This is a genomic window from Streptosporangium sp. NPDC023963, assembly GCF_040639135.1.
In the GTDB taxonomy this organism is placed as follows: Bacteria; Actinomycetota; Actinomycetes; order Streptosporangiales; family Streptosporangiaceae; genus Streptosporangium.
The window spans coordinates 47,622-71,272 of sequence record NZ_JBEZZK010000009.1 but is presented as its reverse complement, the minus strand read 5'-3'; the positions used below and the strand labels follow the sequence as shown (position 1 = coordinate 71,272).

The following is a 23,651-nucleotide window of genomic DNA, read 5'->3' as shown; positions in this document are numbered from 1 at the left end:
CCACGTCGTAGGCGTTTGACAGTTCTACCTCGCCGTTTTTACCGTTCGGTCGCTCCCCAACCCCCTTTGATTGGACGGCTGATGAAACGTTTAACCCGCCTGCTGGCGGTCTTAGGCGCGGTCGGACTAGCCGGGACATCCATCCTGGCCTCGTCCGCTTCGGCGGCGGTGGCGTGCCGGGTCGACTATGCGATCACCAACCAGTGGCAGGGCGGCTTCGGCGCCAACGTGACGATCAACAACCTCGGCGACGCCGTGAACGGCTGGCGGCTGACGTGGTCGTTCGGCGCCGGGCAGACCGTCACCCAGGCGTGGAATGCCACGGTCACCGCGAGCGGCTCGAACGTGACGGCGACAGACGCCGGCCACAACGCGGCGATCCCGCCCGGCGGCACCGCGACGTTCGGTTTCAACGGCTCGTGGACCGGCGACAACCCGGTCCCCTCGTCATTCGTGTTGAACGGGACGACCTGCACGGGGACCGAGCCCACACCCACACCCACCCCGACGCCCACGCCCACTCCAACGCCCACACCCACCCCGACACCCACCCCGACGCCCACGCCCACCCCGACGGTGATCCCCGGTGACGCCAAGCAGGTCGAGGACCTCGACCGCGGCGTCATCAGCGTCCGGTCCGGCGGCGGCAACCTGGTGTCGTGGCGGCTGCTCGGGACCGAGGCCCGTTCAACGACGTTCAACCTGTACCGGGGGGCGACCCGGATCGCGACGGTCACCGACTCCACCAACTACCTCGACAGCGGGGCCGCGGCGGACGCCTCCTACACGGTGCGGGCGGTCGGCGGCGCCGGCGAGGGCCCGGCTTCGGAGACCTCGCTGCGGTTCGGCAGCGGCTACCTGGACGTGCCGATCACCCCGCCGTCCTCCGGCCACCACGCCAGCGACGCCGCCCCCGCCGATCTGGACGGCGACGGCCGCCTGGACATCGTGCTGAAGTGGGAGGCCAACAACTCCAAGGACAACTCCCAGTCCGGCACCACCGACCCGGTCTACATCGACGGCGTCAAGCTGGACGGCACCCGGCTGTGGCGGATCAACCTGGGTCGTAACATCCGGGCCGGGGCGCACTACACCCAGTTCCAGGCCTACGACTACGACGGCGACGGCAAGGCCGAGGTCGCGATGAAGACAGCCGACGGCACCGTCGACGGCCGCGGCACCGTGATCGGCAGCGCGAGCGCCGACCACCGCAACTCCGGCGGCTACATCCTCACCGGGCCCGAGTACCTGACCATGTTCAACGGCCAGACCGGCGCCGCGATGTCCACGGTGAACTACGACCCGCCGCGCGGCAACGTCGGCTCCTGGGGCGACACCTACGGCAACCGCGTCGACCGGTTCCTGGCCGGCACCGCCTACCTGGACGGCCAGCGGCCCAGCCTGATCATGGCCCGCGGCTACTACACCCGCGCGGTCATCGCGGCCTGGGACTTCCGCAACGGCTCCCTCACCAAGCGGTGGACCTTCGACTCCAACGCCTCCGGCAACGGCTCCTACGCCGGTCAGGGCAACCACTCCCTGACCGTGGGCGACGTCGACGCCGACGGCAGGGACGAGATCCTGTACGGCGCCGCCGCCATCGACGACAACGGCCGTGGCCTGTGGAACGTCGGCTGGGGCCACGGCGACGCCGCCCACCTGGGTGATCTCGTCCCGAGCCGGCCAGGCATGGAGTACGTGAAGATCTCCGAATCGGCCGGCCGCCCCGGCCTGTACATGGTCGACGCCCGCAACGGGGCGAGGCTGTGGCAGACCGGCTCGGGCTCGGGCTCGGACGGCGAGGGCCCCGGGCGCGGGGTGTCCGCCGACATCTACGCGGGCAGCCCCGGCGCCGAGTCCTGGGCGGCGGGCGCCGGACAGAACGGCCTGCGCAACACCGCGGGCACGGTCGTCGGCCGCCAGCCCTCCTCGGCCAACTTCCTGGCCTGGTGGGACGCCGACCCGGTGCGCGAGCTGCTGGACCAGACCCGGATCGACAAGTACGGCACCGGCGGCGAGACCCGGCTGCTGACCGCCTCCGGGGTGCACTCCAACAACGGCACCAAGGCCACCCCGTCCCTGTCGGGTGACATCCTCGGCGACTGGCGCGAGGAGGTCATCTGGCCCACCACCGACAACCGGGCCCTGCGGATCTACTCCACGCCGAACGTGACCACCACGAAGATCCACACTCTGCTGCACGACCCGCAGTACCGGGTGGCGCTGGCCTGGCAGAACACCGCCTACAACCAGCCGCCCCACCCGAGCTTCTTCATCGGCAACGGCATGTCCACCCCGCCCCAGCCGAAGGTCTACCTCCGGTAGGACCCGGCGCCGGGGCCGGACCTGATCTCCCCCGGCGCCGTCCGACGGGCGCCCTCTCCCGGTGGGGAGGGGGCGCCCCGGCGGGTGCGGCGAAGTGGTGATCATGGTGGGCGTCCGAAGGAGCCGTCACCCTCCCTGAGGGCGACAAAGGCAGTTTCTCTACCCTTTTCTGAGGTTTTTCGATGCGGGCGCCCGGGGCGGCGGGCCGGCCGTCGCATGCCGCGGGCCCGCGCTGACGCCGGCGCGGGCGACGCCGGACCGCCGCCGGAAAGAAGAACGTTTCAACGGACGGCGGGTGTGGCACCTGGCCGCCCGCACGGTTCGAGCCTCCGGACCGGGCGGGAGATCCCCGGTTCGGAGACTTGACGAGCGAGCGTCCTCCTCCCCGCACCTCCAGGAGACGGGAAACCGTCGCATGCGCCGGCAGCCGGTGCCGTGACCCGCGTCCTGTTCTTTCGGCACCGTACGGGCGCGAGGCCGGCGTACGGAGTGCCGCGCGGGAGCGTGGAAGCCGGCGTACGGGGTGCCGCGCGGGGGCGTGGAAGCCGGCGTACGGGGTGCCGCGCGGGGGCGTGGAGGCCGGTGTGGTGGCGGACGACGCGTCCCGTCACGGCCGGGCCGTCCTGGTCCCGCGCAGGCGCCGCGCGGCGAGGGCGAGGATCACGACGGCGATCAGCGTGAACACCGCGTTGCCGACACGGGCGACGACCGGATCGGTCGTGCCGACGATGGGCGTCAGGAAGAAGCTCGCCCACGCGTAGGCGACGACGGCCCCCGACGCGGCGGCGAAGACCTGCGACGGTCCCCACTCTCGCCGCCGGCCGTACCACCAGAGCGCGGCCACCGCCACGACCTCGGCCGACAGGCAGACGACGACGCTCACCCAGCCGTGCAGGTGATGAGCGCTCTGCCGGACGACACTCGTCACCACCAGCGAGCCGGCGAAGACGAGCAGCGGCGACGGGACGGAGCCGGGCGGGCCAGAGGACGTGGCGTTCGGCCGGACGGCGAAGGCGGCGACGACGAGCACCACGGCGGCGACCGCGGTCGCGATCATCTGGTTCGCGGAGGGCCGGAACACCGGCACCCCGGGAGTCGCTCCCGCCGCGTGGAACGACCCGGCCCAGTAGAGCGCGACGGTGAGCAGGAACACGACGGACGTGACGACCAGGCCGCGGGTGCGCAGCCAGGGCACCCGCGCCCGGTCCGGGAACAGGGTCTCGGCGAGCGCGATCGGCGCGCAGACGCTCCAGATGACGTGCAGCGACAGTACGTAGACCGTCCAGTGCGCCCCCATGCCCAGGAACGGCAGGGGCGCCTCGTCGAGCAGGCGATATCCGGCGAAGTCCGGGTTGAACAGGGACATCGTGGCGAAGCCCTCTTCCAGCACGCCGTAGGCCCCGGCCAGCAGCGCGATGGCGGGCCAGCCCCGGCCGGTGCGCCGCGCGAGCTCACGGACGAGCAGTGCCCCGCAGCCGTACAGCGGGACGAAGACCACCACGATGCCCACGCTGGGCAACGCGACGTCGCCGAGCAGCAGCTCCGCCACGAACGGCGCGAGCAGCAGCAGGGAGACGACGGGTGCCCATCTCCGCCACCTCGGCTCCGGCCGGTCTCCGGCGGGTCCGGGGTGCGGGACGGGATCGGACGGGTGCGTGTTCTTCCACATGCCGATGTCCTTGTGAGGGGAGGTTCACGGCGATGAAGACGGCGGCTCGACCTGCGCGCGACCGCGACCGGAGGCCACCGGCATCGGCACGTTGACCTGCCGAATCGCCGTACGGACAACGAACAATCTATCGGCCGGCAGCCCCCCGGACCCGGCAACCGGGTTGCGTTGTACGTCGCCGAGGTTGTCTGTTCGGCGGCCCGGCTTCCGGCCGCCGCCACGAGGTGACGGCGTCTCCTGACGGGGAAGGTGCGCGGTCATGACGTCACGATCGGCACTCGCCCGTGACCGGCACCCCGGGCGGGCGGGGTACGCCGTGCTGTTCACCATCATCGCGGCCCACGCGTGCCTGCAGGTGCTGCTCTACGCCGGGGCGCAACGGACCTCGGGAGCGCTGGGACCGGCGGCCGAGCTGGTGTTCAACCTCGTCGTCGACGGGCTCCTGCTGCTCATGCCGAGCCGCCCGCGGACGGTCGGCGTCCTCGTCGTCCTCGGCGCGGCGATCGCGCAGGCCGCCGCTCTGGCCGCACCCGGGCTGCTGACCGCCACCGGCGCGCTCTTCGCGGGCCCGGTGCCGCTGGCGACGCCCGTCGCGGTGTGGATCCTGGTCTACCTGCGGCCCACGCCCATGGCGTTCGCCTGCGTCGGCGCGCTGGCGCTGCTGAACGTCCAGCCGTGGGCACCGACCTGGAGTGGCCTCTACGTCGGTGTGGTCTACGCGGTGCTGCCCGCCGTGATCGCGATGTACGTGCGGGCGCGGGCGCGGCTGCTGGGCTCGCTGCGCGAACGGGTCGAGATCGCCGAACGTGAGAGGCACCTGCTCAACGAGAGGGCCATCGCGGCCGAACGCCGGCACCTGGCCGCCGAGATGCACGACGTCGTCACCCATCACGTCACCGAGATCGTCCTGCACGCCGGGGCCCTGCGGACGTCCACCGAGGACGAGGCCGTCAAGGCCGCGGCGCGGCGGATCGGGGATCTCGGCTCCCGGACCATGGTCGAGCTGCGTGACCTCCTCGGCGTCATGCGGAGCGGCGAGCGGGCCACACCGGCACGGGGAACGGACGACCGGGACGACAGCCGGACGGCGGCGCGGAGCACGGACGACCGCGGCGGCGACCTGGCCGAGCTGACCGCCACCGCCGGGGCGTCGCTGCGCGTCGGCGGCGATCCCGGCACGGCGTCCCCCGTGATCTCCCGTGCCGCGTACCGGGTGGTGCAGGAGGCGCTGACCAACGTCCGCAAACACGCCCCGGGCGCCCGCGCGACCGTCGACCTGCAATACCGTCCCGAGGCGGTGAGCATCGAGATCCGCAACACCGCGCCCACCGCGCCCGCCGACCCGTCGCTGGTGGCCAGCGGATCGCGGGCGGGGCTGGCCGGCCTGCGCCGCCGGGTGGACCTGCTCGGCGGCACCCTGCGGAGCGGGCCCACCGAGCAGGGCGGGTATCTGGTCACGGCGAGCCTCCCGGCGTCCGTCCCGGCCGAGGACCGCCGTGAACGACCGGCTCCTTCGGACCCGCCTCCGCCGCGAGCCCTCGCGTGAGCGACAGGTTCCCGCACGACCACTCACGCCGCGGACTCCCGCCCGGGTGACGGGCTCCCACGTGCTCACGTGCGTCGCGGACTCCCGCCCGGATGACGGCTTCCCGCACGACCACTCGCGCCGCGGACTCCCGCCCGGGTGACGGGTTCCCGCGGGCTCACGTGTGTCGCGACCCTCGCCTGAACGACGGGTTCCCGCGGGCGCACCTCTGCCACGGGCCCCGCCCGGGCGATGGGCCCGGCCGGGCCCGGCCTCGTCGCGTCCAGCGCGGCGACCAGTGCGGATGTATACGCTTGGGACATGACCACCCCCCGGTGGACCGAACCGCCGAACGACGTCGGTCAGGCCGGCGGCACCGGCCCGTTGTCGGCGATCAGGGTCCTGCTCGTCGACGACGACCCGATGGTCCTCGGCCATCTGCGGACCATCCTGGGCTCGACCACGGAGATCGACGTCGTCGGCGTGGCGTACGACGGCGCCGAGGCCGTCGAAGAGGTGCTGCGCACCCGCCCCGACGTGGTGCTGATGGACATCAGGATGCCCGGTGTCGACGGTGTCACCGCCACCAGGGAGATCAGCCGGTTGCCCGGCCCGCCCGCCGTCGTGGCGCTGACCACCTTCGACTCGGACGCCCACGTGCTGGGCGCGCTGGAAGCGGGCGCGATCGGCTTCCTGTCGAAGACGACGCCCCCCGAAGACCTGCTCGGCCTGATCAAGGTTGCCGCGAGCGGGCACAGCGTGCTGTCGCCCGGCGCCGCGCGACGCCTGCTGGACCGGTCGGCCCGCGCGGCGGACGACCGGGACGCCGCGCGAAACAGGATCGCCGTGCTGAACGATCGGGAGCGCCGGCTGTTGAGCCTGGTCGGGAGGGGCCTGACGAACCGGGAGATCGCCGCGGACCGCTTCCTCTCCGAGACGACGGTCAAGAGCTACGTCTCCAGGCTGCTGGCCAAGCTCGGCCTGGCCAACCGGGCCAACGCGGTGCTGCTCGCGCACGAGGCCGGCCTGGTGGACGACCCCGGCGCGGAGGGCGGTCCGTCTCCTGGATGACGGTGATCCCCTGCCGGCCCGCCCCGGATGTCGTCGGCTCTTCTCCCGATCGTCGGTACGTGCCGCAGGGGGATCCGCTGTCGCACGCATCGGTTGCCGATATGATCCTGATGCTCGACAGCGCGACCGTCGTCCGGTTCCTCCTCGCCGCGGACCTGCGGCTTTCAACGGTCCCGTCCTCCTCGGCGGCGGGCTCCGGTTCCCGCCCGGAGGTCTCCTCCGGCCGGTCGCCGGTGTCGTCCACCGCCAGGCCCCACGGGGCGATCACCGTCCACCACCGCCGAGCCCGCTGAGCCGATCGTCAGGAAGCGCTGACATGACCACCGCCACGAACGCCACCTGGATCACCCGAACCGAGACCGACGCCGACCTCGCCGCGATCCGCGCGGTCAACCTCGCCGCCTTTCCCACCCCGGAAGAGGCCGACCTGGTGGAGGCTCTGCGTGCCGACCCCGCGGCGTGGCTTCCCGGCCTGTCCTGGCTCGCCCAGGCCCCCGACGGGACCGTCGCCGGATTCGCGCTGCTCACCCGGTGCCATGTCGGCGATGTCCCCGCCCTCGCCCTGGCGCCGTGCGCCGTCCTGCCCGATCACCAAAGGCGGGGTGCCGGTTCGGCCGCCATCCGCGCCGCCCTGCGAGCCGCCCGTGACCAGGGCGAGAACCTCGTGCTCGTCCTCGGCCACGCCGAGTACTATCCCCGCTTCGGCTTCACCCCGGCCTCGGGTCATGCCATCCGAGCGCCGTTCGACGTCTCCGACGAGCACATGATGGCGCTCGTCCTCGATCCCGAGCGCCCGGTCCCCGCAGGCGTCATCCGCTACCCGGCGGCGTTCGGCGTCTAGCCTCCGGACGGCCCTCCCACCAGGGCGGGGGCCGTCCACGGCCGGTCACGACGTGGACGCCCGCGCCGGCTCCCCGGTGTTCGCCGTCAGGGGGCGAAGACCTGGGAGTCGTCGGCGAACGCCTTGAACTCCAGGGCGTTTCCCGCCGGGTCGAGCAGGAACATCGTCCACTGCTCGCCGGTCTGCCCCTCGAAGCGGACATAGGGCTCGATGACGAATTCGGTACCGGCCGCGCGCAGCCGGTCGGCGAGCGCACGGAACTCCGGGACCGTCAGGATCAGGCCGAAGTGCGGCACCGGGACGTCATGGCCGTCGACGGGGTTGTGCACGCGCCGCGCGCGGCCGGGCGCCAGGTGCGTGACGAACTGGTGACCGCGCAGGTTCCAGTCCACCCAGGTGTCCGCGCTGCGGCCCTGCTCCAGGCCCAGCACCTCGCCGTAGAAGTGGCGCGCGGCGGCCAGGTCGTCGACCGGCACGGCCAGATGGAACCTGGGGATCGGGGAATCGAGAACGGTCATGGGCGTGGGCTGCCTTCCTGGACGCGGGCCCGGTGGACCACCGGGCCGGAAGCGGTTGTCCCAATGGGGACATCAGAACAGATGGTGACATCAGGACAGCGGGGAGAGCCCGCTGACGGCGGTCAGCGCGACGGGGAGGACGGCCCCGGCTCGGTCAGATGGTCGAGGAGGACCCGGCTGATGTCCTCCAGGTTCCGCAGCTGCTCCGGGGTCAGCAGGTCGATCAGGTGCTCGCGCACGCTGACCACGTGCCGGGGAGCGGCGGCCTGCAGCGCGGCGAACCCGTCGTCGGTCAGGACGGCGAGCCAGCCGCGCCGGTCGTCCGCGCAGTGCTCCCGGCGCACCCACGCCTTCTGCTCGAGCTTGTTGATCGCGTGGGAGATGCGGCTGGGCTTGGAGTTGGTCCAGTTCGCCAGCTCGCTCATGCGCATGGTCCGCTCGGGTGCCTCGGAGAGCAGGACCAGCAGCTCGTAGTAGGTCGGTGGCATGTCGGCCGCGGCCAGCAGGTCGCGGTCCAGCCGGTCGGTCAGCAGGCGGGTGGCGAGCGCGAAGGCCCGCCAGGCGCGCTGTTCGTCGTCGGTGAGCCATCGTGTCACGGAAGCCATCGTACTCAAAAGTTGCGCACTGAAATAAAGGGATGTACTGTCCTGCTAAATATTTCAGCACTGAACCAAAAGAGGCGACGCGACATGCACCCGAACGAGCTCACCGGCACCTACACCATCGACCCCGCGCACAGCAGGTTCGGCTTCGTGGCCCGCCACGCGATGGTCACCAGGGTCCGAGGGAGCATCCCCGTCCAGGAGGCCACCGCATTTCTGAACGCCGGCGACCCCGCCGCCTCCAGCGTTCACGTGGTCCTCGACGTGGCCGGGATCGAGACCGGCAACCAGCACCGCGACGCCCACCTGCGCACCGGCGACTTCCTGGACGCCGCCGGCCACCCCTCCATCACCTTCGACTCCACCGACGTCAAGCACGTCGGCGGTGACGACTTCGAGGTCACGGGCGAGCTGACCATCCGTGGCGTGAGCAGGCGGATCACCATCCCCCTGAGGTACACCGGGACGGCGGTCGACATCCAGAGCCTGACCCGGGTCGGCTTCGAGGGCGAGACCGTGATCAACCGCAAGGACTTCGGCATCACCTACAACGCCGTCCTGGAGACCGGCGGCGTGATGGTCTCCGAGAAGATCACGCTCGAGTTCGACCTGTCCGCCGTGAAGACCGCCTGACCCCTCCCCCAGCCCTCCCCGGCTCACGCCTGCCGATCGACGAAGGCCCACGGCGTCACGACACGATGTCAGCCGGTTGACAGGCCTCCCCCGATGACCACTAACGTTTATATATGAATAGTTCTTCAGATGGGCGATTCGTGGCTGTTGATGGGTGTACCACCCGGATCGTGGACGCGCCGCGGGTGGCGTCGGTACGCGAGCGGATGCCCGCCGCGCAGGATCTGACCGACACCGCGGAGGTGTTCGGGTTGCTGGCCGATCCGGGCCGCCTGCGGTTGCTGCTGGCCCTGCTGGAGGGTGAGATGTGCGTGTGCGATCTGGCCGCGGTGAGCGGCCAGAGCGAGTCGGCGGTCTCGCACGCGCTGCGGCTGTTGCGGGCGCACCGCATCGTCACGGCCCGCCGGGCCGGCCGGATGGCCTTCTACCGGCTGGAGGACGCGCACGTGCGGATGCTGCTCGATCTCGCGCTCGCCCACACCGAGCACACCCAGGCCATCCACCCCGAACGCGGCGGAACCCGCTGACGGCACCGGGCACGGCCACGGTCGCGGGCGCGCAAGATGACGGATCCGTCGAGGTCACGCGGCTCGTCGACCCGCGTTCGGCGATCGCCGCCGAGGCGGAAGCCGTGCTCTACTCCAGGATCGGGGACAGACGGGCCGCACCTCCCTGATCACCGGGATCGGTGTCGTCGGCCGAGGGCGTGGCGGCGGCGTTGTCACGCCGCGGGGGGCTGCGGTGAGCGGGGGTGTGCGGCGCGGCGCAGCCGGGGGCGGTGTCACCGATGGTCAGCAGTCCCGGCGGGGCGTGGTCGACCTGCACGGTGATGTGCTCGATGCCGTAGATGTCGCGGAATATCCGCTCGGCGGCCAGGCGTACGGCGTGGCAGTCGGCGCCGGGGACGACCAGGATGTGCGCCGACAGGGCGGCGTAGCCGGAGGCGACCTCCCAGATGTGCAGGTCGTGCACCTCGACGACGTGTTCCAGGGCGGCGGTTCTCGCGCCGATCTCGGCGGGGTCCATGCCCACGGGAGCGGCTTCCATGAAGACCCTGCCCGCGTCGCGGACCAGTCTCCAGCCCGCTTTGAGCATCAGGACGGCGACGACGAGGGCGGCGATCGCGTCGGCCCGGGTCCAGCCGGTGAGCCAGATGAGGGCTCCGGCGATCGTGGTGGCGATGAAGGCGAACAGGTCGTTGAGGATGTGCTGGTAGGCGCCTTCGACGTTCAGACTGGAGCGGTCGGCCCGGGACAGCAGCCAGGTGGCGGCCAGGTTGACGACGATTCCGGCCAGGCCGGTCACCACCACGTACAGGCCCTCGACATCGGGAGGCGCGATCAGGCGGCGGATGCCTTCATAGACGAAGTATCCGGCCGGCAGCAGCAGGGTGATGCCGTTGATCTGCGCGGAGATGATCTCGGCACGTTTGAGCCCGTAGGTGAAGCCGCCCCGGGGTGGCCGGGCGGCGACCCGCATGGCGATCAGCGCGAAGACGATGGCGACGGCGTCGGTGAGCATGTGCCCGGCATCGGAGATCAGGGCCAGGGAGCGGGCGATGAAGCCGATGACGACCTCGACCGCCATGAATCCGGCGATCAGCGCAAGCGCCGCGACCAGATAGCGGCGATCGGCCTCTGCGCTCACCCCGTGTCCGGCACCGTGCCCGTGCCCGCGCCTGTATCCGTGCCTGTGCCCATGTCCGTGTCCGGCACCGTGCCCGCCCGGGTGTTCGTGCTCGGCCATCGCTTCACTCCCCGTGATGAGTGTCTGTTTCGTGCCTGATGTGAGTGATCGCCTGGGCGAACAGCATCCGCATGTGGGAGTCGGCCAGCCGGTAGTGCGCCAGCCGCCCGGCGCGGCGGACCTGCACCACGTGGTGGGTGCGCAGCAGTCGCAGCGCGCACGAGGTGGCCGACACGCTCTGGCCGGTGACCGCCGCCAGGTCGCGTACGCACATCTCGCCGGTGTGCAGCAGGGCGGCGGTCAGCCGCAGCCTTCCGGGGTCGGCCAGCAGCGCGAAGACCTGCGCGAGCTCCTGCACCACCTGTTCGGCCGGCAACGCCCGCCGGATGCTCTGCACCCACTCGGCGGCCGCCACCGAGCCGGAGGGGGCGCCGGGAGGCGCGGTCACCTTCGCGGGAGAAGGGCCGGTCGGGTCCGCGGGAGCGCAGACCGTGGTTCGGGGGGTCACGGCGCCCACCTCTTTTCCTCGTCGGGGTAAGGGCTGCAGGTCGCAATGGATGTGTGTTCAGTTGCTCATATGTTTAAGCATTTAGTAATGAGGAAATTACTCTTCGTGAGCATCGCAGGTCAAGTGCCCTGGCTTGGCCGGACCACCGACTCCGCGCCGGTGAGCAGATGCCGATCGAAGGGAGACACCTCGATGATCACGAAGCGAGCCACCGCCACCCTGACCGCCCTGACCGCGTGCGCCACCGCGGGCGGGCTCATCTGGACCGCCCTGCCCGTCCACGCGGCCGCCCGCCTCGCCGAGGCGACCAGCACTCCTGCCCTGACCTGCACCTACCGGGTCACCGATGTGCGCTCCGACACCGTGCTGACCATTCGCTCCCACGCCGGCGAGAGTTTCGGCCCGGTCGGCACGCTGCGGGCGGGCGATAAGCCGGTCGCCGGCGCCTGCGCGAGCGTCAACGGCTGGGTGCAGGTCAAGACCGCCGCCGGCGTCACCGGCTGGGCTCCGTCCGGCAACCTGCGCAAACTCACCTCCCCTCCCGCCGCGACCGGCCGGCCGGCACCGGCCTGCGCCTACCGGGTCACCCACGTGCGGCGCGTCAGCTTCCTCAACGTCCGCGCCGGTGCCGGGCTGCGCTTTCGCCCCGTCGCCAAGCTGCGGGTGGCCGACGGCCGGGTCGCCGGCGCCTGCAAGGCGACCCGAGGCTGGGTCAAGGTGAGGGCCGCCAACGGCAAGCGTGGCTGGGCCTCGGCCGGCTACCTGCGCAAGGTCGCCAAGTAGCGACCGCGGGCAGCCCTCGCCCCCGCCGGCGTCGGGCCGGGCGCGGGTGCGCCCTTCGTCGCGGTGCGCCCTTCGTCGCGGTGCGCCACGACCGGCCGGCCCGCGCCCGGGTCGGACCTGCCGCGACGCGGGTGTTCCCGAGCCGGCCGGTCCCGGTCACGCTTCGAAAACCATGGTGAAAGGTCACGTGAAAGGCAATGCACGACGAGCCCGGGCACTCACCCGTCCCCATCGACGAGATCGACCACGCCCCCACCTTTCCGCTCGGCACAGGCCTTTCCGCCGGCGTGAGCCGGCTGAGCCCCGCCGCCGTGCGCAACCAGGTGTTCACCGTGGTCCGGCTGCGCGAAGGCTACGACCTGGCCGAGGTGGACACCTTCCTCGGCCATGTCGAAACCACCTTCACCATGCTCGTGCAAGAAAACGCGGAACTGTACGCCCGGGCGACCACCGCCGAGCGCGCCGCCAGGCATGCTGGACCGGCGGAGGAACGCGTGACACGGATCATGGCGATGGCCCAGGACAGTGCCGACCGGATACTGGCCGCCGCGGAACAGCAGGCCGAGGCGATCGTGGCGCGAGCCCGCGACCGTGCCGCCGTCCTGCGGAAAGAGGTCCACGCCTCCTGCGGACAGGAGCTGGAACGCCGGACCGAAGAGTTCAACGCCTTCGCCGCCGACTACGGCGAACGGCTCAGGCACAGCCTGCAGGCGCAGGTCGACCAGCTACAGCGCCTGCTCGGTGAGCTCGCCGGCTCCGGTGAGCCGGGGCCGGCACCGCCGTCACCGATGGCCGTCGGCCGGCAGCCCTCGTCGAGGCGAGCGGCATCGCCACCGGCCGGCGACAGACCTGCGGGAACGCCCGCAGGTGACCCCGCCGCCGAAGAGCGCTGAGCGACCCGGCGGCCGACCCGAAACTCCTCCGCGATCCGATCCCGACAAGAGGTGGTGAGACATGTTGACGGCCGAAGGGGCACCGGCGCTGGGACCGGCGCTGGAGGGAGCCTCTCCCGGTGCCGGCGCGTGGGCCGCGGTGCTGCTGGTGTCGCTGTCCACGCTCGCCGGGGCGTGGCTGGTCCGGCGTAACTCCGCGAAGGTGACGGTGTGGCTGGCGATCGCCTCGGCGATGATGCTGATCACCGCCCTGGTCGACCTGCTGCCCGACGCCTGGCGAGACGCCACCGAAACGGGGGTGCCTCTGTGGGCGGTCGGGCTGGCCATCGTGTTCGGCTTCCTGGTGATCACCCACTTCACCCGCAGAGGCTGCGGGCACGGGCACGGAGGATCCAGGCCGGCCGGCGGCAGGCACGCGCCCGGCTTGCACCGCCGTGTCAAGGAAGCCGTCGACGCCGCCTTGTTCGGCGGTATGGGCACCGCCGCCGCCCTCACCCTGCACCGGGCGATCGAAGGCGCGACGCTGGCGCTGACCGCCTCCGCCGTGGTCGTCATCGCCCTCATGGTCCACTCGGCCAGCGAAGGACTGGCGCTGGCCGCCCTGCTGGACATGGCAGGGCAGCGCCTGGCTCCGTGGCTGGTGGTCTCCTGCCTCAGCCCGGCCGCCGGCATCCTGATCGCCACCTTCGCCCCGCTGCCCGGCCAGATCGTGCCGCTCCTGCTCGGCACGGTCACCGGTGTGCTGCTGCGCACCGCGGTCGTCGGCCTCAGGCTCGCCGCCGCCGGTCAGGAGGGGGGCCGGCTGTCCAAACGCCACCTGACCATCGCCGCAGGCGTCGCCGTCACCGGGGGCGCCCTCCTGATCGCCACGCACGGCGTACTGGGTGAAGACCACCCGCAAGCCGGGCGCAGACCTCACGTCGCCGGCCATGCGGCACCGGGCTCACCCGCCCCCACGCCTTCCGCCCGGCCGACGACCTCGCCGTCGCCGGCTCCGCTGACCCAGGCTCAGTTGCGCGAAGCGGTGGTCACCGGGCGGATGCCCCTGACCGAGGTGCTGGCCCGTACCGACGACGCCGTCAAAAACGCCTGGGTCGGATGGCTCCTGTCCCTCCTGCCCGGCCACGATCCCGCCGAGATGACCAGGTTGCTGACGGTGGGCGGGATCGATGCCGGCCGCCGCGTCGGTGACCTGACCGAGCAGCAACGCCGCTACCTGCTCGATGCCATCACCAGGTAACCGCCGGCCTCGGTGGGTCTTGTCCTCCCGTCGCGCTACCGGCGCACCATCTCGGTGATCCAGATGGGCGCGAACGGAGACGTGCAACCCGGGGAGGTCGGGTAGTCCTTGAGCACCTCCAGGCGCTCGCCGATGTCGATGGCACGGGCGCGGTGCTCGGCGTGCTCGATCCCGATCTGCGCCAGGCAGTGGTTCATCGCCCACTGCAGGCGGTCCGGGGCGTCCTTCATCTCCGCCTCGATGACGTCGAGCAGCCCCGCGAGGTCGAGGACCTCGGGCTTCCTCGCCACGCGTTCGGTGGTCAGCGCCCAGCCGGCACTCGCGACCACCGGATCCGGATCGGCCGACCAGGCCAGGCGCAGCTCCTCGAAGTGCGGGTTCTTCTTCACCACGTAGTTCACGAGCCAGTCGTGCACCTTGGGCGTGCGCGCCCCGCGCACCATGGCGTCCAGCTCGTCACGCTCGAACGCCTTCGGGCGGCAGATCAGGATCGCCAGCAGTCTCGCCGCGCTGTCATCCGTCTCCCAGAGGCGGCACGCGAGTTCCTGCTGCGTCTTCAGCCGCTTCGCGAGCGCGCGCAGCTTGCCGAGGTTCACACCGTGATCGTCGCCGTGCTTCTCGTTCACCTCGCGTATCCGCGGATCCGCGAGCTCGGCCAGCTCGGCCATCACCTCGGCCACCATCGTCTGGGCCACCTCAGCCTTCCGTCCGTCATGTGCGAGATCCAGCCTACGGCGGAAGCCGGTCTCCCGCCGTACCCGCCGGTTCGGCGGCGGCCACCGGCAGGAGATCCCGCGGATCCGCGGCATCTCCCGGCACCCGTGTCAGTCGCTGACCGGGACGCGCTGAAGCGCACGGGCGAGCCGGGCGAGATCGACGCCTTCGAGGTGGTCGAGAAAGTGCCGGCGCACGCTGGCCAGGTTGCTCGGCCACGCCCGCTCCAGGCGGGCGAGGCCGGCCTCGGTGAGAACGGCGCTCCACCCGCGGGCGTCGTTGTCGCACCTGACCCGTTCGATCATGCCCTGGCCCTCCAGGCGGGTGACCACGCGGGTCATCCCGCTCAGCGAGAGTTCACAGGCGACCGCGAGCTCGCCCATCCGCATCTGCTTCTGCGGCGTTTCGGACAGCCGCATCAGGGCCGTCCACTCGATGAGCGGCAACTGCTGTTCGCGGGTCATGTCGGCGTCGATCGCGCGGGGCAGCGCGTACATCAGGCGAGGCAGCGCACGGATCAGCGCTTCCTCGTCGGGGGTCAGTGGCTGCAACGGCCGCGTCGTGGTCATGGACACATCCTATTTGCTTCACGCAGCAAGCACTAGTACTTTCCTTTCTTGACGAAGCAACCATCTACCGTCAGAGAAGCGGAGCACACCGATGACCAAGATCGGGATCATCCTTGGCAGCACCCGTCCCGGACGCAACGGGGAGGCCGTCGCCCGCTGGGTGCAGCAGGTCGCCGCCCAGCGGACCGACGCGGAGTTCGAACTCGTCGACCTGCTCGACTACAACCTCCCGCACCTCGACGAGGCGATGCCGCCGTCGTTGGGCCAGTACAGCCAGCCGCACACCCTGAGGTGGGCGAACAAGATCGCCTCGTTCGACGGGTTCGTCATCGTGACGCCCGAGTACAACCACTCGACGTCGGGTGCGCTGAAGAACGCCATCGACTTCCTGTACGGCGAGTGGAACAACAAGGCCGTCGGGTTCGTCAGCTACGGCTCGGCCGGCGGCACCCGCGCCGTGGAACACCTGCGCCTGATCGCGGCCGAGCTCCAGATGGCCGACGTACGGAACCAGGTGGCGCTGTCGCTCTTCACCGACTTCGAGAACTTCAGCGTGTTCAGGCCCAACGACTTCCAGCGCGAGTCGCTCACCGCGATGCTGGGTCAGGTCGTCGCATGGAGCACGGCGCTCGCACCGATGCGCGTCCGCTGAACACACCGCCCCGCGAGCCGATCCGACGAGGGCGGACCTCACGATCGACGCGTGCGAGCCGTCCGCGTCGGGCGGCACGGACATCGCGAACCTCTCCGCGACGGCACCCATGAACCGCGATCGGGGCCGGTTCAGGGGCGTCGCGACCCCGGTGACGGCGGAGTACCACCGGCGGAGGGCATCCGCGGGGCCGATCGTGACGGAGGCCGTCCGTCCCGGCCGGCTCGCGCGGTCATCACTTGAACGAACCACGGATCAGGAGTAGCTCCATGGGAACGCTGGACGGGAAGGTAGTGCTGATCACCGGCACCGCGGGAGGTCAGGGTCGCGTCGCGTCGCTGATCTTCGCGAGAGAGGGCGCGAAGGTCGTCGGGTGCGACATCCAGGCCGACGCCAACGACGAGACGGTCGAACTCGTCCGTCGCGACGGCGGTGAGATGACGGGCATCGCGCCGGTCGATCTCACCGATCCGGAACAGGCGCGGCAGGTCGTCGAGGACGCCGTGACCGCCTACGGCGGCCTCGACGTGGTCTACAACAACGCGGCCCTGCAACGTTTCGGCCCGATGCCGGATTTCTCGGTCGACGACTGGCGGGTGGGCATAGCCGGCGAACTCGACATCCCCTTCTTCGTGTCGAAGTTCGCATGGCCGCACCTGGTCCGGCGCGGTGGCGGCGTCATCATCAACGTCGCCTCCATGGCCGGCACGATCGCCGGCGAGGTCCCTCCGATGGTCGCGCACACCGCGGCGAACGCCGGCGTCATCGGCATGACGCGGCAACTCGCGCTCGAAGGCGCGCGCCACGGGATCCGCGCGGTGGCGATCAGCCCCGGGCCCGTCCTGACCCCGGCCAGTGACCGCGACCTCGGCGACGACCAGGCGGCCCGGGACGCGGTAACCGGCAAGACGCTCCTCAAGCGATTCGCCCGGCCCGAGGAGATCGTCGAGGTGGCGGCCTTCCTCGCCTCCGACCGCGCGTCGTACATCACCGGCGCCAACTACCCGGTCGACGGCGGCGCGACCGCCTGGTAGCGCCGCGAAATCCACGCCCGGAGAAGACGGCGGCGCGACCGCCTGGTAGCGCCGCGGGACCCCTCGCCCGGAGAAGGAGGCACGCCGCGGGACCCGCGCTCAGTCGCCCGAGGACGCGGTGGAGCCACGGATGATCAGGCGGCAGGGCATGCGGTGCACGCCGGGGGTGGCCCGGCCGTCGATCGCGGCGAACAGGTGCTGGGCGGCGGTGCGGCCCAGGCTCTCCAGGTTCATGTCGATCGTGGTCAGCGGGGGCCTGGTCTCGGTGGCCAGGACCTCCCAGTTGTCGTAGCCGACGACCGCCACGTCGTCCGGGACGCGGCGCCCGCGCTCGCGGGCCGCCTCGACGAACCCGGCGGCGATCTGGTCGCTGCCGCACACCACCGCGTCCAGCTCCGGATCGGCCCGCAACGCGATCTCGGCGGCCTGCCGCCCCCAGCGCTGCGACCACTCCCCGCTCAGCACCTGCCCGCAGGCCAGGGAGAGCCCGGCCTCCTCCAGAGCCGAGAGGACGCCCTCGGCCCGGTCCCTGGCGGCCTGGTAGTGGGTGGGCCCGGTGATGTGCGCGATGCGCCGTCGGCCGATCGTCACCATGTGCCGTACGGCGGTGCGGGCTCCCTCCACGTCGTCGGGGACGAACGAGACGTCCTGCGGGTCCTCGGACGGCGCATAGGCGTAGACCACGGGCAGCGGCAGGTCTCGGCTGATCGACGGGCGCGGGTCGGTGCTCTGCCCCACCACGATGAGGCCGTCGACCCGGCGGGCGAGCAGGGTGCGCAGGTGGTGCTGCTCGCGGATGGCGTCGCCTCGGGCGTCGCAGAGCAGCACGGACATCTCGCCCGCGCCGAAGGCGTCCTCGGCGCCCAGGAGCACCGGGATGCCGAAACGGCCCACGCTGTCGCTGGTGAGCAGGCCCACGGTGCGGGTCTGGCCGGATATCAGGCCGCGGGCCAGCGCGTTCGGCTGGAAGGCCAGCTTCTCGGCCGCTCGCAGCACCCGTTGCCGGGTCTCCTCGCGGACCTGGGCACGCCCGTTGAGCGCCTTGGAGACGGTCGCGATCGACACGCCGGCCAGCGCGGCCACGTCGGTGATCGTGGCCGCGCGCGACTGCTGAGAACTCATCACTACGAAAACCTTTTCGTTCGAGATGAAATTGTTACCTAGCCACACGTCAGTTGGTTTCTGCAGAAAATAGCCCCGGAGGCCACCCCAGGGCAAGCCATCGAGCTCATCGCGACTATTGACAGCCTTTCATGTTGCGCTTACGTTTCCGAAAACCTTTTAGGTAGGTTTCGGTGCGTCTCGGGGGATGCAGAGGAGAAGATCATGGAAAGCGGGATACCCCGGCGCCGCAGAGGTAAAGCGGCGTTCGCCGTACTGTGCACCGCCGTCCTGTCGGCCGCGTGCGGCCAGGCACAGCCGGCGGCCGGCCCGTCGCAGCCGGCCGCCGTCACCATCACCGTGTGGACCAGGGCGGCGACCGAGTCCCACACCAAGGCTCTGGCCGACGCCTACAACGCCTCCCACACGAACAAGGTCAAGGTGACCGCCTACCCCAACGAGGAGTACCCGGCCAAGATCGCCACCGCCGCGGGCGGCAGGAACCTGCCCGACCTGTTCGCCTCCGACGTGGTGTTCGCGCCCAACTACATCTCGCAGGGGCTGTGGCAGGACGTGACCGACCGGTTCGGCGCCCTGCCGTTCAAGGACAAGGTGGCGCCCGCGCACATCAAGGCCGCCACGCAGGACGGCAAGATCTACGCGGTGCCGCACACCGTGGACATCTCCGTGCTGTTCGTCAACAAGGACCTGTACAAGAAGGCCGGGCTCGACCCGGACAAGGCCCCGGCGACGCTCAAGGAGTTCGCCGAGCAGGCCACCACGATCCGCACCAAGCTCGGCGGCAAGACCTACGGCACCTACTTCGGCGGCAACTGCGGCGGCTGCGACGTGTTCACCTTCTGGCCGTCGGTCTGGGCGGGCGGCGGCGAGGTGATGAACCCCGAGGGCACCCGGAGCACGGTCGACGACCCGCAGATGGCGGCGGTCTTCGACGTCTACGCCAAGCTCTACGCCGACGGCGTGGCCGCCCCCGGCTCCAAGGACGAGAACGGCACGACCTGGCTCGGCGCCCTGCAGGCCGGCACCATCGGCATCGCCCCCGGGCCCTCGGTGTGGCTCGGAATGCTGGAGGAGAAGGGCGTCGACGTCGGTGTCGCGCCCATCCCCGGCGTCGACGGCGGCACGTCCACCTTCGTGGGCGGCGACGTCATCGGGGTCAGCGCGACCAGCGAGCAGGCGGAGGCGGAGGCGGCCTGGGAGTTCCTGTCCTTCACCCTGTCGGACAAGGTCCAGGCCGACCTGCAGGCCAAGGGCAAGTCGACCGTCGCCCGCACCGACCTCACGGCCACCGACCCCAGGGTCCAGGCGATGAACGAGATCATGGCCACCGGCCGGACGCCCTACGCGCTGAAGTTCAACGAGTCCTACAACGACCTCCAGAGCCCCTGGCTCAAGACGCTCCGCGCCGCGCTGTTCGGAACCGACCCGGCCGGGGCGCTCAAGGAGGGCGCCACCGCCATCACCGCCTCGCTGAACCAGCAGTGACGCACCGGTCCCGGCCCGCATCCGGCGGGCACCACCGGTCCTGACGCGCGCCGGGCACCGACCACCGGTCCAGTACGAGCACGCAAGGTGTCCCGGCCGGATCGGCGGCCGGGACACCGGCTGGAGAGAACATGCCAGACCTCCTCGAAACCCGCGCCGTCTCGCGCGAGCGCCTCTCCCTGACCCGCCGCCCCCGCCGCCCTCGCCGCCGTCCCCGGGGGCGTTCGCCCGGCCTGGTCGGGCTCGCCTACGCGGCCCCGGCCGCCCTCGTCGTCGGGCTGTTCTTCCTGCTCCCGCTCGGCCTCGTGGTCTGGATGTCACTGAACAAGTGGCCGCTGCTGGCCCCTCCGACGTTCAACGCGCCCGGCAACTACACCCGTATCGCCGACAACGCGCTGGTCGCCGACGCGGTCGTGTTCACCCTCAGGTACACCGCCGTCGTCACGGTCCTGCTGTTCACGATCTCCTTCGGCCTGGCCCTGCTGGTCCAGAACCGGCGCAGGGGGGCGGGCTTTTTCAGGGGCGCCTTCTTCCTGCCGGCCGCCGTCGGCTGGGCCACCGCGACCCTGCTGTTCTTCGGCCTGCTCAGCGATCAGATCGGCCCGCTGAACGACATCCTGACGGCCGTCGGCCTCATCGACGAGCCCGTGTCGTGGACGGCCGGAGACCCCTCCGTCGCCTTCGGCTCCACGGTCACGCTGGTCATCTGGCGCTGGGCCGGGTTCAACATGCTCATCCTGCTCACCGGCCTGCAGGCCATCCCCACCGAGCTCTACGAGGCCGCGAGGGTGGACGGCGCCACGGCGTGGCAGGCGTTCCGCCGCATCACGCTGCCGCTCATGCGGCCGACCATCGCGCTGGTGCTCTGCCTGATGATCACCGGTTCGATGCTCGGCTTCGAGCAGTTCTACATCCTCACCAGGGGCGGTCCCGGCAACAGCACGACCTCGGTGGTCATGGTCATCGTCCGCGAGGCGTTCATCCGGTTCGACCTGGGGTCGGCGGCCGCCATGTCCGTCCTCATCCTGCTCGCGCTCGTCCTCCTCAACGGGCTCCAGCTCGCCTTCATCCGAAAGAGGAACCCGTGAAACGAGCGGCCCACCATCTCACCGCGGGGATCCTGGCCCTGTTCTTCGTCTATCCGCTCGTATGGAGCGGCTGGTCCTCGATCCGCCTGGGCGACGCCTTCAGCCTCGACAGCTACCGGCGGCTCGCCTCCTACGGGGAGGGCCTGGGCACCTACGTGGTCAACACCGTCGTCCTCGTCACGCTCACCGTGGCCGGGACGCTGGTGGTCGCCACGCTCGCCGGCTACGCCTTCGCGCGCCACCGCTTCCCCGGCAGGGGCGTGCTGTTCGTGCTCATCCTGGCCATCCTCATGGTCCCCTACCCCACCATTCTCATCCCGCTCTACGTGCTGCTCGGCTGGCTGGGGCTGCAGGACTCGCTGGCCGGCCTCGCCCTCGTGATGATCATGTTCCAGCTGCCGTTCGCGGTGTTCATGATGCGCAACGCGTTCGAGTCGGTGCCCCGCGCGCTGGACGAGGCCGCGATGATCGACGGCTGTGGCACCTTCGGGGCGCTGGTCCGGGTGCTGCTGCCCGCGGTCGCCCCCGGGCTCGTCACGGTCGGCCTGTTCGCCTTCCTGGCCTCCTGGAACGACTACGTGGCCCCGCTGATCCTGATCAGCTCCAACGACAGGTTCACCCTGCCGGTCGCGGTGGTCAACATGCGGCTGCACGACTTCGGCGCGGTCGACTTCCCGACCATGCAGGCGGGCGTGGTGTTCATGGCGCTGCCCTGCCTCGCCCTCTTCCTCCTCCTCCAGCGTTACTACGTGCGCGGATTCATGTCAGGAGCACTGCGTGGCTAACCCCGTCGTCCCGTCCTCCGGCGTGCTCACCCCGCTCGGGCTCGATGCCGTACGGCTGGATCCCGGCTTCTGGGGGGACCGCCGGACACTCGACCAGGACGTGATCATCGGCCACTGCCTGGAGTGGATGGACAAGCTCGGCTGGATCGGCAACTTCCGCAGCGAGCCGCGCCGGGGCAGGGAGTTCGCCGACTCCGAGGTGTACAAGCTGCTGGAGGCGATGGCCTGGACCGGCGACCGGCGCTTCGACGAGCTGGCCGCGACCGTGGTCGCGGCCCAGGAGCCCGACGGCTACCTCAACACCCGCTGGAGCGGCGACCGCTACCGCGACTTCGAGTGGGGCCACGAGCTGTACTGCGCGGGCCACCTCATCCAGGCGGGTGTCGCCCGCTGGCGGACGGCGGGAGAGCACCCGCTGACCGACGCCGTCCGGCTCGCCGCCGACCAGGTCTGCCGGCGTTTCATGGAGGGCCACGAGGTGTGCGGCCATCCCGAGATCGAGATGGCGCTGGTCGAGCTGTACCGGCTCACCGGCGCCGAACGCTACCTGGAGATGGCCCGCCGCTTCGTCGAGCGGCGCGGCCGGCCGGCCCTGGCCGACATCGAGCTCGGCCGCGCCTACTTCCAGGACGACGTCCCGGTACGGCGGGCCGCCGCCTTCGGCGGGCACGCCGTCCGGGCGATGTACCTGGCCTGCGGCGCGGTCGACGTGGCCGTGGAGACGAGGGACGCGGAACTGCTCGCCGCGATCGAGGCGCAGTGGGAGCACACCGTCGCCCGGCGCACCCACCTGACCGGCGGCATGGGTTCCCGGCACACCGGCGAGTCCTTCGGCGAGGACTTCGAGCTGCCGCCCGACCGGGCCTACGCCGAGACCTGCGCGGGGATCGGCTCGGTCATGCTGGCGCACCGGCTGCTGCTGGCCACCGGCCGCTCCCGCTACGCCGACCAGGCCGAGCGGACCCTCTACAACCTCGTCGCCGCCTCCCCCGCCCTGGACGGCCGCTCCTTCTTCTACGCCAACCCGCTGCACGTCCGTACCCCGGGCCGGGTCGCCGAGGACGTCAGCCCCCGCGCGGAGAGCGCGTCGCGCGCTCCCTGGTTCCAGGTCTCCTGCTGCCCGACCAACCTGGCCCGCACGTTCGCCTCCCTGCCCGCCTATGTCGCCACCGCCACCCCGGGCGGGATCCAGATCCACCACCCCACGGCCTGCGAGATCAGCCACGACGGGCTCACCGTGCGCGTGGAGACCCTCTACCCCTGGTCCGGCTCCGTCGCCGTCCGCGTGCTGGAGGCTCCGGCCGATCCCCGCCACGTCTCCCTCCGCCTCCCCCCGTGGGCCGCCGGCGCCCCGCACCCCGGAGACACCGTCTCGCGGGGGCCGGAGGACCTGACGCCCGTACGGCGGGGGTCGGCGCTCGTGTTCGGCGAGCGGGTCTGGGCACCCGGCGAGGTGGTCGCGGCCGAGCTGCCCATGGAGGCGCGCTGGGTGCGTCCCGACCCGCGGGTGGACGCGGTGCGCGGCTGCGTGGCCGTCGAGCGCGGCCCCCTCGTCTACTGCGCCGAGTCGCCCCGGGACGAGGTGCGGCTGGCCGAGGTGGTCGTCGACCTCTCGCGGCCCCCCGCCGAGCGCACCGGCGACGAGCTCCGGAGCGGCGCGGCCGGCGACGCCCCGGCCCACGACGGTCCGCCGCACGACGGCGTGGTCCGGGTGGAGGTCCGCGCGTCGCGACGACCGGAAGGTGACAACGGCCGGCCGTACGCAGAGGCCGGCGACACGCCGCGAGAGGAGGAACTCACGCTACGGCTCGTGCCCTACCACCGATGGGGCAACCACGGCCCCGCCACCATGCGCGTCTGGCTTCCCGCCGGCTGAACGCACCCCCGATCCCACCCCCCGACCCGATC

General features: G+C 71.4%; 24 protein-coding genes. 16 read left to right on the top strand and 8 right to left on the bottom strand.

Annotated elements, in window-relative coordinates; all coding sequences use genetic code 11:
• Nucleotides 1-81: 81 nt before the first annotated feature.
• The gene (locus AB0F88_RS25735) at nt 82-2,325 is read left to right on the top strand and encodes a cellulose binding domain-containing protein (protein ID WP_362688972.1); all 2,244 of its coding nucleotides are present in this window, start codon (nt 82-84) and stop codon (nt 2,323-2,325) included.
• A gap of 607 nt (nt 2,326-2,932) precedes the next feature.
• On the opposite strand, the gene AB0F88_RS25730 is transcribed toward AB0F88_RS25735, so the two are convergent.
• A complete protein-coding gene (locus AB0F88_RS25730; protein WP_362688969.1) occupies nt 2,933-3,994 on the bottom strand; it encodes a hypothetical protein in 1,062 nt (353 codons plus the stop codon).
• 259 nt (nt 3,995-4,253) lie between these two features.
• Here AB0F88_RS25730 and AB0F88_RS25725 point away from each other — a divergent pair, with 259 nt between their 5' ends.
• The 4 genes from AB0F88_RS25725 to AB0F88_RS25710 all read left to right on the top strand — a co-directional run bounded on the left by AB0F88_RS25725 (nt 4,254) and on the right by AB0F88_RS25710 (nt 7,431).
• A complete protein-coding gene (locus AB0F88_RS25725; RefSeq protein ID WP_362688966.1) occupies nt 4,254-5,540 on the top strand; it encodes a histidine kinase in 1,287 nt (428 codons plus the stop codon).
• A 300-nt stretch (nt 5,541-5,840) separates the two neighbouring features.
• Entirely contained in the window at nt 5,841-6,590 is a 750-nt protein-coding gene (locus tag AB0F88_RS25720; RefSeq protein WP_362688963.1) for a response regulator transcription factor, read from the top strand.
• 110 nt (nt 6,591-6,700) lie between these two features.
• Nucleotides 6,701-6,883, top strand: coding sequence for a hypothetical protein (locus tag AB0F88_RS25715; RefSeq protein WP_362688960.1), 183 nt, complete (start codon nt 6,701-6,703; stop codon nt 6,881-6,883).
• Between the two features lie 23 nt (nt 6,884-6,906).
• Nucleotides 6,907-7,431 (top strand): N-acetyltransferase, encoded by a 525-nt coding sequence (locus tag AB0F88_RS25710; RefSeq protein ID WP_362688957.1) that lies wholly within the window; start codon nt 6,907-6,909, stop codon nt 7,429-7,431.
• An 86-nt stretch (nt 7,432-7,517) separates the two neighbouring features.
• On the opposite strand, the gene AB0F88_RS25705 is transcribed toward AB0F88_RS25710, so the two are convergent.
• A complete protein-coding gene (locus AB0F88_RS25705; RefSeq protein ID WP_362688954.1) occupies nt 7,518-7,949 on the bottom strand; it encodes a VOC family protein in 432 nt (143 codons plus the stop codon).
• 122 nt (nt 7,950-8,071) lie between these two features.
• Nucleotides 8,072-8,545 (bottom strand): MarR family transcriptional regulator, encoded by a 474-nt coding sequence (locus tag AB0F88_RS25700; RefSeq protein ID WP_362688951.1) that lies wholly within the window; start codon nt 8,543-8,545, stop codon nt 8,072-8,074.
• 93 nt (nt 8,546-8,638) lie between these two features.
• Here AB0F88_RS25700 and AB0F88_RS25695 point away from each other — a divergent pair, with 93 nt between their 5' ends.
• Both AB0F88_RS25695 and AB0F88_RS25690 read left to right on the top strand, forming a co-directional pair.
• The gene (locus tag AB0F88_RS25695) at nt 8,639-9,184 is read left to right on the top strand and encodes a YceI family protein (protein WP_362688948.1); all 546 of its coding nucleotides are present in this window, start codon (nt 8,639-8,641) and stop codon (nt 9,182-9,184) included.
• A gap of 170 nt (nt 9,185-9,354) precedes the next feature.
• On the top strand, nt 9,355-9,711 hold the full coding sequence (locus AB0F88_RS25690; protein ID WP_362688945.1) for a metalloregulator ArsR/SmtB family transcription factor: 357 nt from the start codon (nt 9,355-9,357) through the stop codon (nt 9,709-9,711).
• Nucleotides 9,712-9,820: 109 nt separating this feature from the next.
• Here AB0F88_RS25690 and AB0F88_RS25685 read toward each other — a convergent pair whose 3' ends face one another.
• Both AB0F88_RS25685 and AB0F88_RS25680 read right to left on the bottom strand, forming a co-directional pair.
• A complete protein-coding gene (locus tag AB0F88_RS25685; RefSeq protein WP_362688942.1) occupies nt 9,821-10,831 on the bottom strand; it encodes a cation diffusion facilitator family transporter in 1,011 nt (336 codons plus the stop codon).
• Nucleotides 10,832-10,934: 103 nt separating this feature from the next.
• Nucleotides 10,935-11,378 (bottom strand): metalloregulator ArsR/SmtB family transcription factor, encoded by a 444-nt coding sequence (locus tag AB0F88_RS25680; protein ID WP_362688939.1) that lies wholly within the window; start codon nt 11,376-11,378, stop codon nt 10,935-10,937.
• A gap of 192 nt (nt 11,379-11,570) precedes the next feature.
• Here AB0F88_RS25680 and AB0F88_RS25675 point away from each other — a divergent pair, with 192 nt between their 5' ends.
• From AB0F88_RS25675 to AB0F88_RS25665, 3 genes are all read left to right on the top strand, one after another.
• Nucleotides 11,571-12,161, top strand: a complete 591-nt coding sequence (locus AB0F88_RS25675; protein WP_362688936.1) for an SH3 domain-containing protein — start codon at nt 11,571-11,573, stop codon at nt 12,159-12,161.
• A gap of 197 nt (nt 12,162-12,358) precedes the next feature.
• Nucleotides 12,359-13,054 (top strand): DivIVA domain-containing protein, encoded by a 696-nt coding sequence (locus AB0F88_RS25670; RefSeq protein ID WP_362688933.1) that lies wholly within the window; start codon nt 12,359-12,361, stop codon nt 13,052-13,054.
• A 61-nt stretch (nt 13,055-13,115) separates the two neighbouring features.
• On the top strand, nt 13,116-14,294 hold the full coding sequence (locus AB0F88_RS25665) for a hypothetical protein (RefSeq protein ID WP_362688930.1): 1,179 nt from the start codon (nt 13,116-13,118) through the stop codon (nt 14,292-14,294).
• Between the two features lie 35 nt (nt 14,295-14,329).
• Here AB0F88_RS25665 and AB0F88_RS25660 read toward each other — a convergent pair whose 3' ends face one another.
• Nucleotides 14,330-14,989 carry a DNA alkylation repair protein gene (locus tag AB0F88_RS25660; RefSeq protein ID WP_362688927.1) on the bottom strand — a complete coding sequence of 220 codons (660 nt, stop codon included), beginning with the start codon at nt 14,987-14,989 and terminating at the stop codon, nt 14,330-14,332.
• Between the two features lie 129 nt (nt 14,990-15,118).
• Nucleotides 15,119-15,577 carry a MarR family transcriptional regulator gene (locus AB0F88_RS25655; protein WP_362688924.1) on the bottom strand — a complete coding sequence of 153 codons (459 nt, stop codon included), beginning with the start codon at nt 15,575-15,577 and terminating at the stop codon, nt 15,119-15,121.
• Nucleotides 15,578-15,668: 91 nt separating this feature from the next.
• Between AB0F88_RS25655 and AB0F88_RS25650 the strand changes: the two genes are divergently transcribed.
• Nucleotides 15,669-16,229 (top strand): NAD(P)H-dependent oxidoreductase, encoded by a 561-nt coding sequence (locus tag AB0F88_RS25650; protein ID WP_362688921.1) that lies wholly within the window; start codon nt 15,669-15,671, stop codon nt 16,227-16,229.
• A 269-nt stretch (nt 16,230-16,498) separates the two neighbouring features.
• Nucleotides 16,499-17,263 (top strand): SDR family NAD(P)-dependent oxidoreductase, encoded by a 765-nt coding sequence (locus AB0F88_RS25645; protein WP_362688918.1) that lies wholly within the window; start codon nt 16,499-16,501, stop codon nt 17,261-17,263.
• 99 nt (nt 17,264-17,362) lie between these two features.
• Here AB0F88_RS25645 and AB0F88_RS25640 read toward each other — a convergent pair whose 3' ends face one another.
• On the bottom strand, nt 17,363-18,385 hold the full coding sequence (locus AB0F88_RS25640; protein WP_362688915.1) for a LacI family DNA-binding transcriptional regulator: 1,023 nt from the start codon (nt 18,383-18,385) through the stop codon (nt 17,363-17,365).
• Between the two features lie 204 nt (nt 18,386-18,589).
• Between AB0F88_RS25640 and AB0F88_RS25635 the strand changes: the two genes are divergently transcribed.
• The 4 genes from AB0F88_RS25635 to AB0F88_RS25620 all read left to right on the top strand — a co-directional run bounded on the left by AB0F88_RS25635 (nt 18,590) and on the right by AB0F88_RS25620 (nt 23,619).
• Complete coding sequence (locus AB0F88_RS25635) at nt 18,590-19,870, top strand: sugar ABC transporter substrate-binding protein (RefSeq protein WP_362688912.1); 1,281 nt, start codon at nt 18,590-18,592, stop codon at nt 19,868-19,870.
• A gap of 131 nt (nt 19,871-20,001) precedes the next feature.
• Nucleotides 20,002-20,958, top strand: a complete 957-nt coding sequence (locus AB0F88_RS25630; protein ID WP_362688909.1) for a sugar ABC transporter permease — start codon at nt 20,002-20,004, stop codon at nt 20,956-20,958.
• A complete protein-coding gene (locus AB0F88_RS25625; protein WP_362688906.1) occupies nt 20,955-21,743 on the top strand; it encodes a carbohydrate ABC transporter permease in 789 nt (262 codons plus the stop codon). The genes AB0F88_RS25630 and AB0F88_RS25625 overlap by 4 nt, the downstream gene beginning before the upstream one ends.
• Nucleotides 21,736-23,619 carry a beta-L-arabinofuranosidase domain-containing protein gene (locus AB0F88_RS25620; protein WP_362688904.1) on the top strand — a complete coding sequence of 628 codons (1,884 nt, stop codon included), beginning with the start codon at nt 21,736-21,738 and terminating at the stop codon, nt 23,617-23,619. Before AB0F88_RS25625 ends, AB0F88_RS25620 begins: the two co-directional genes overlap by 8 nt.
• Nucleotides 23,620-23,651: the final 32 nt, after the last annotated feature.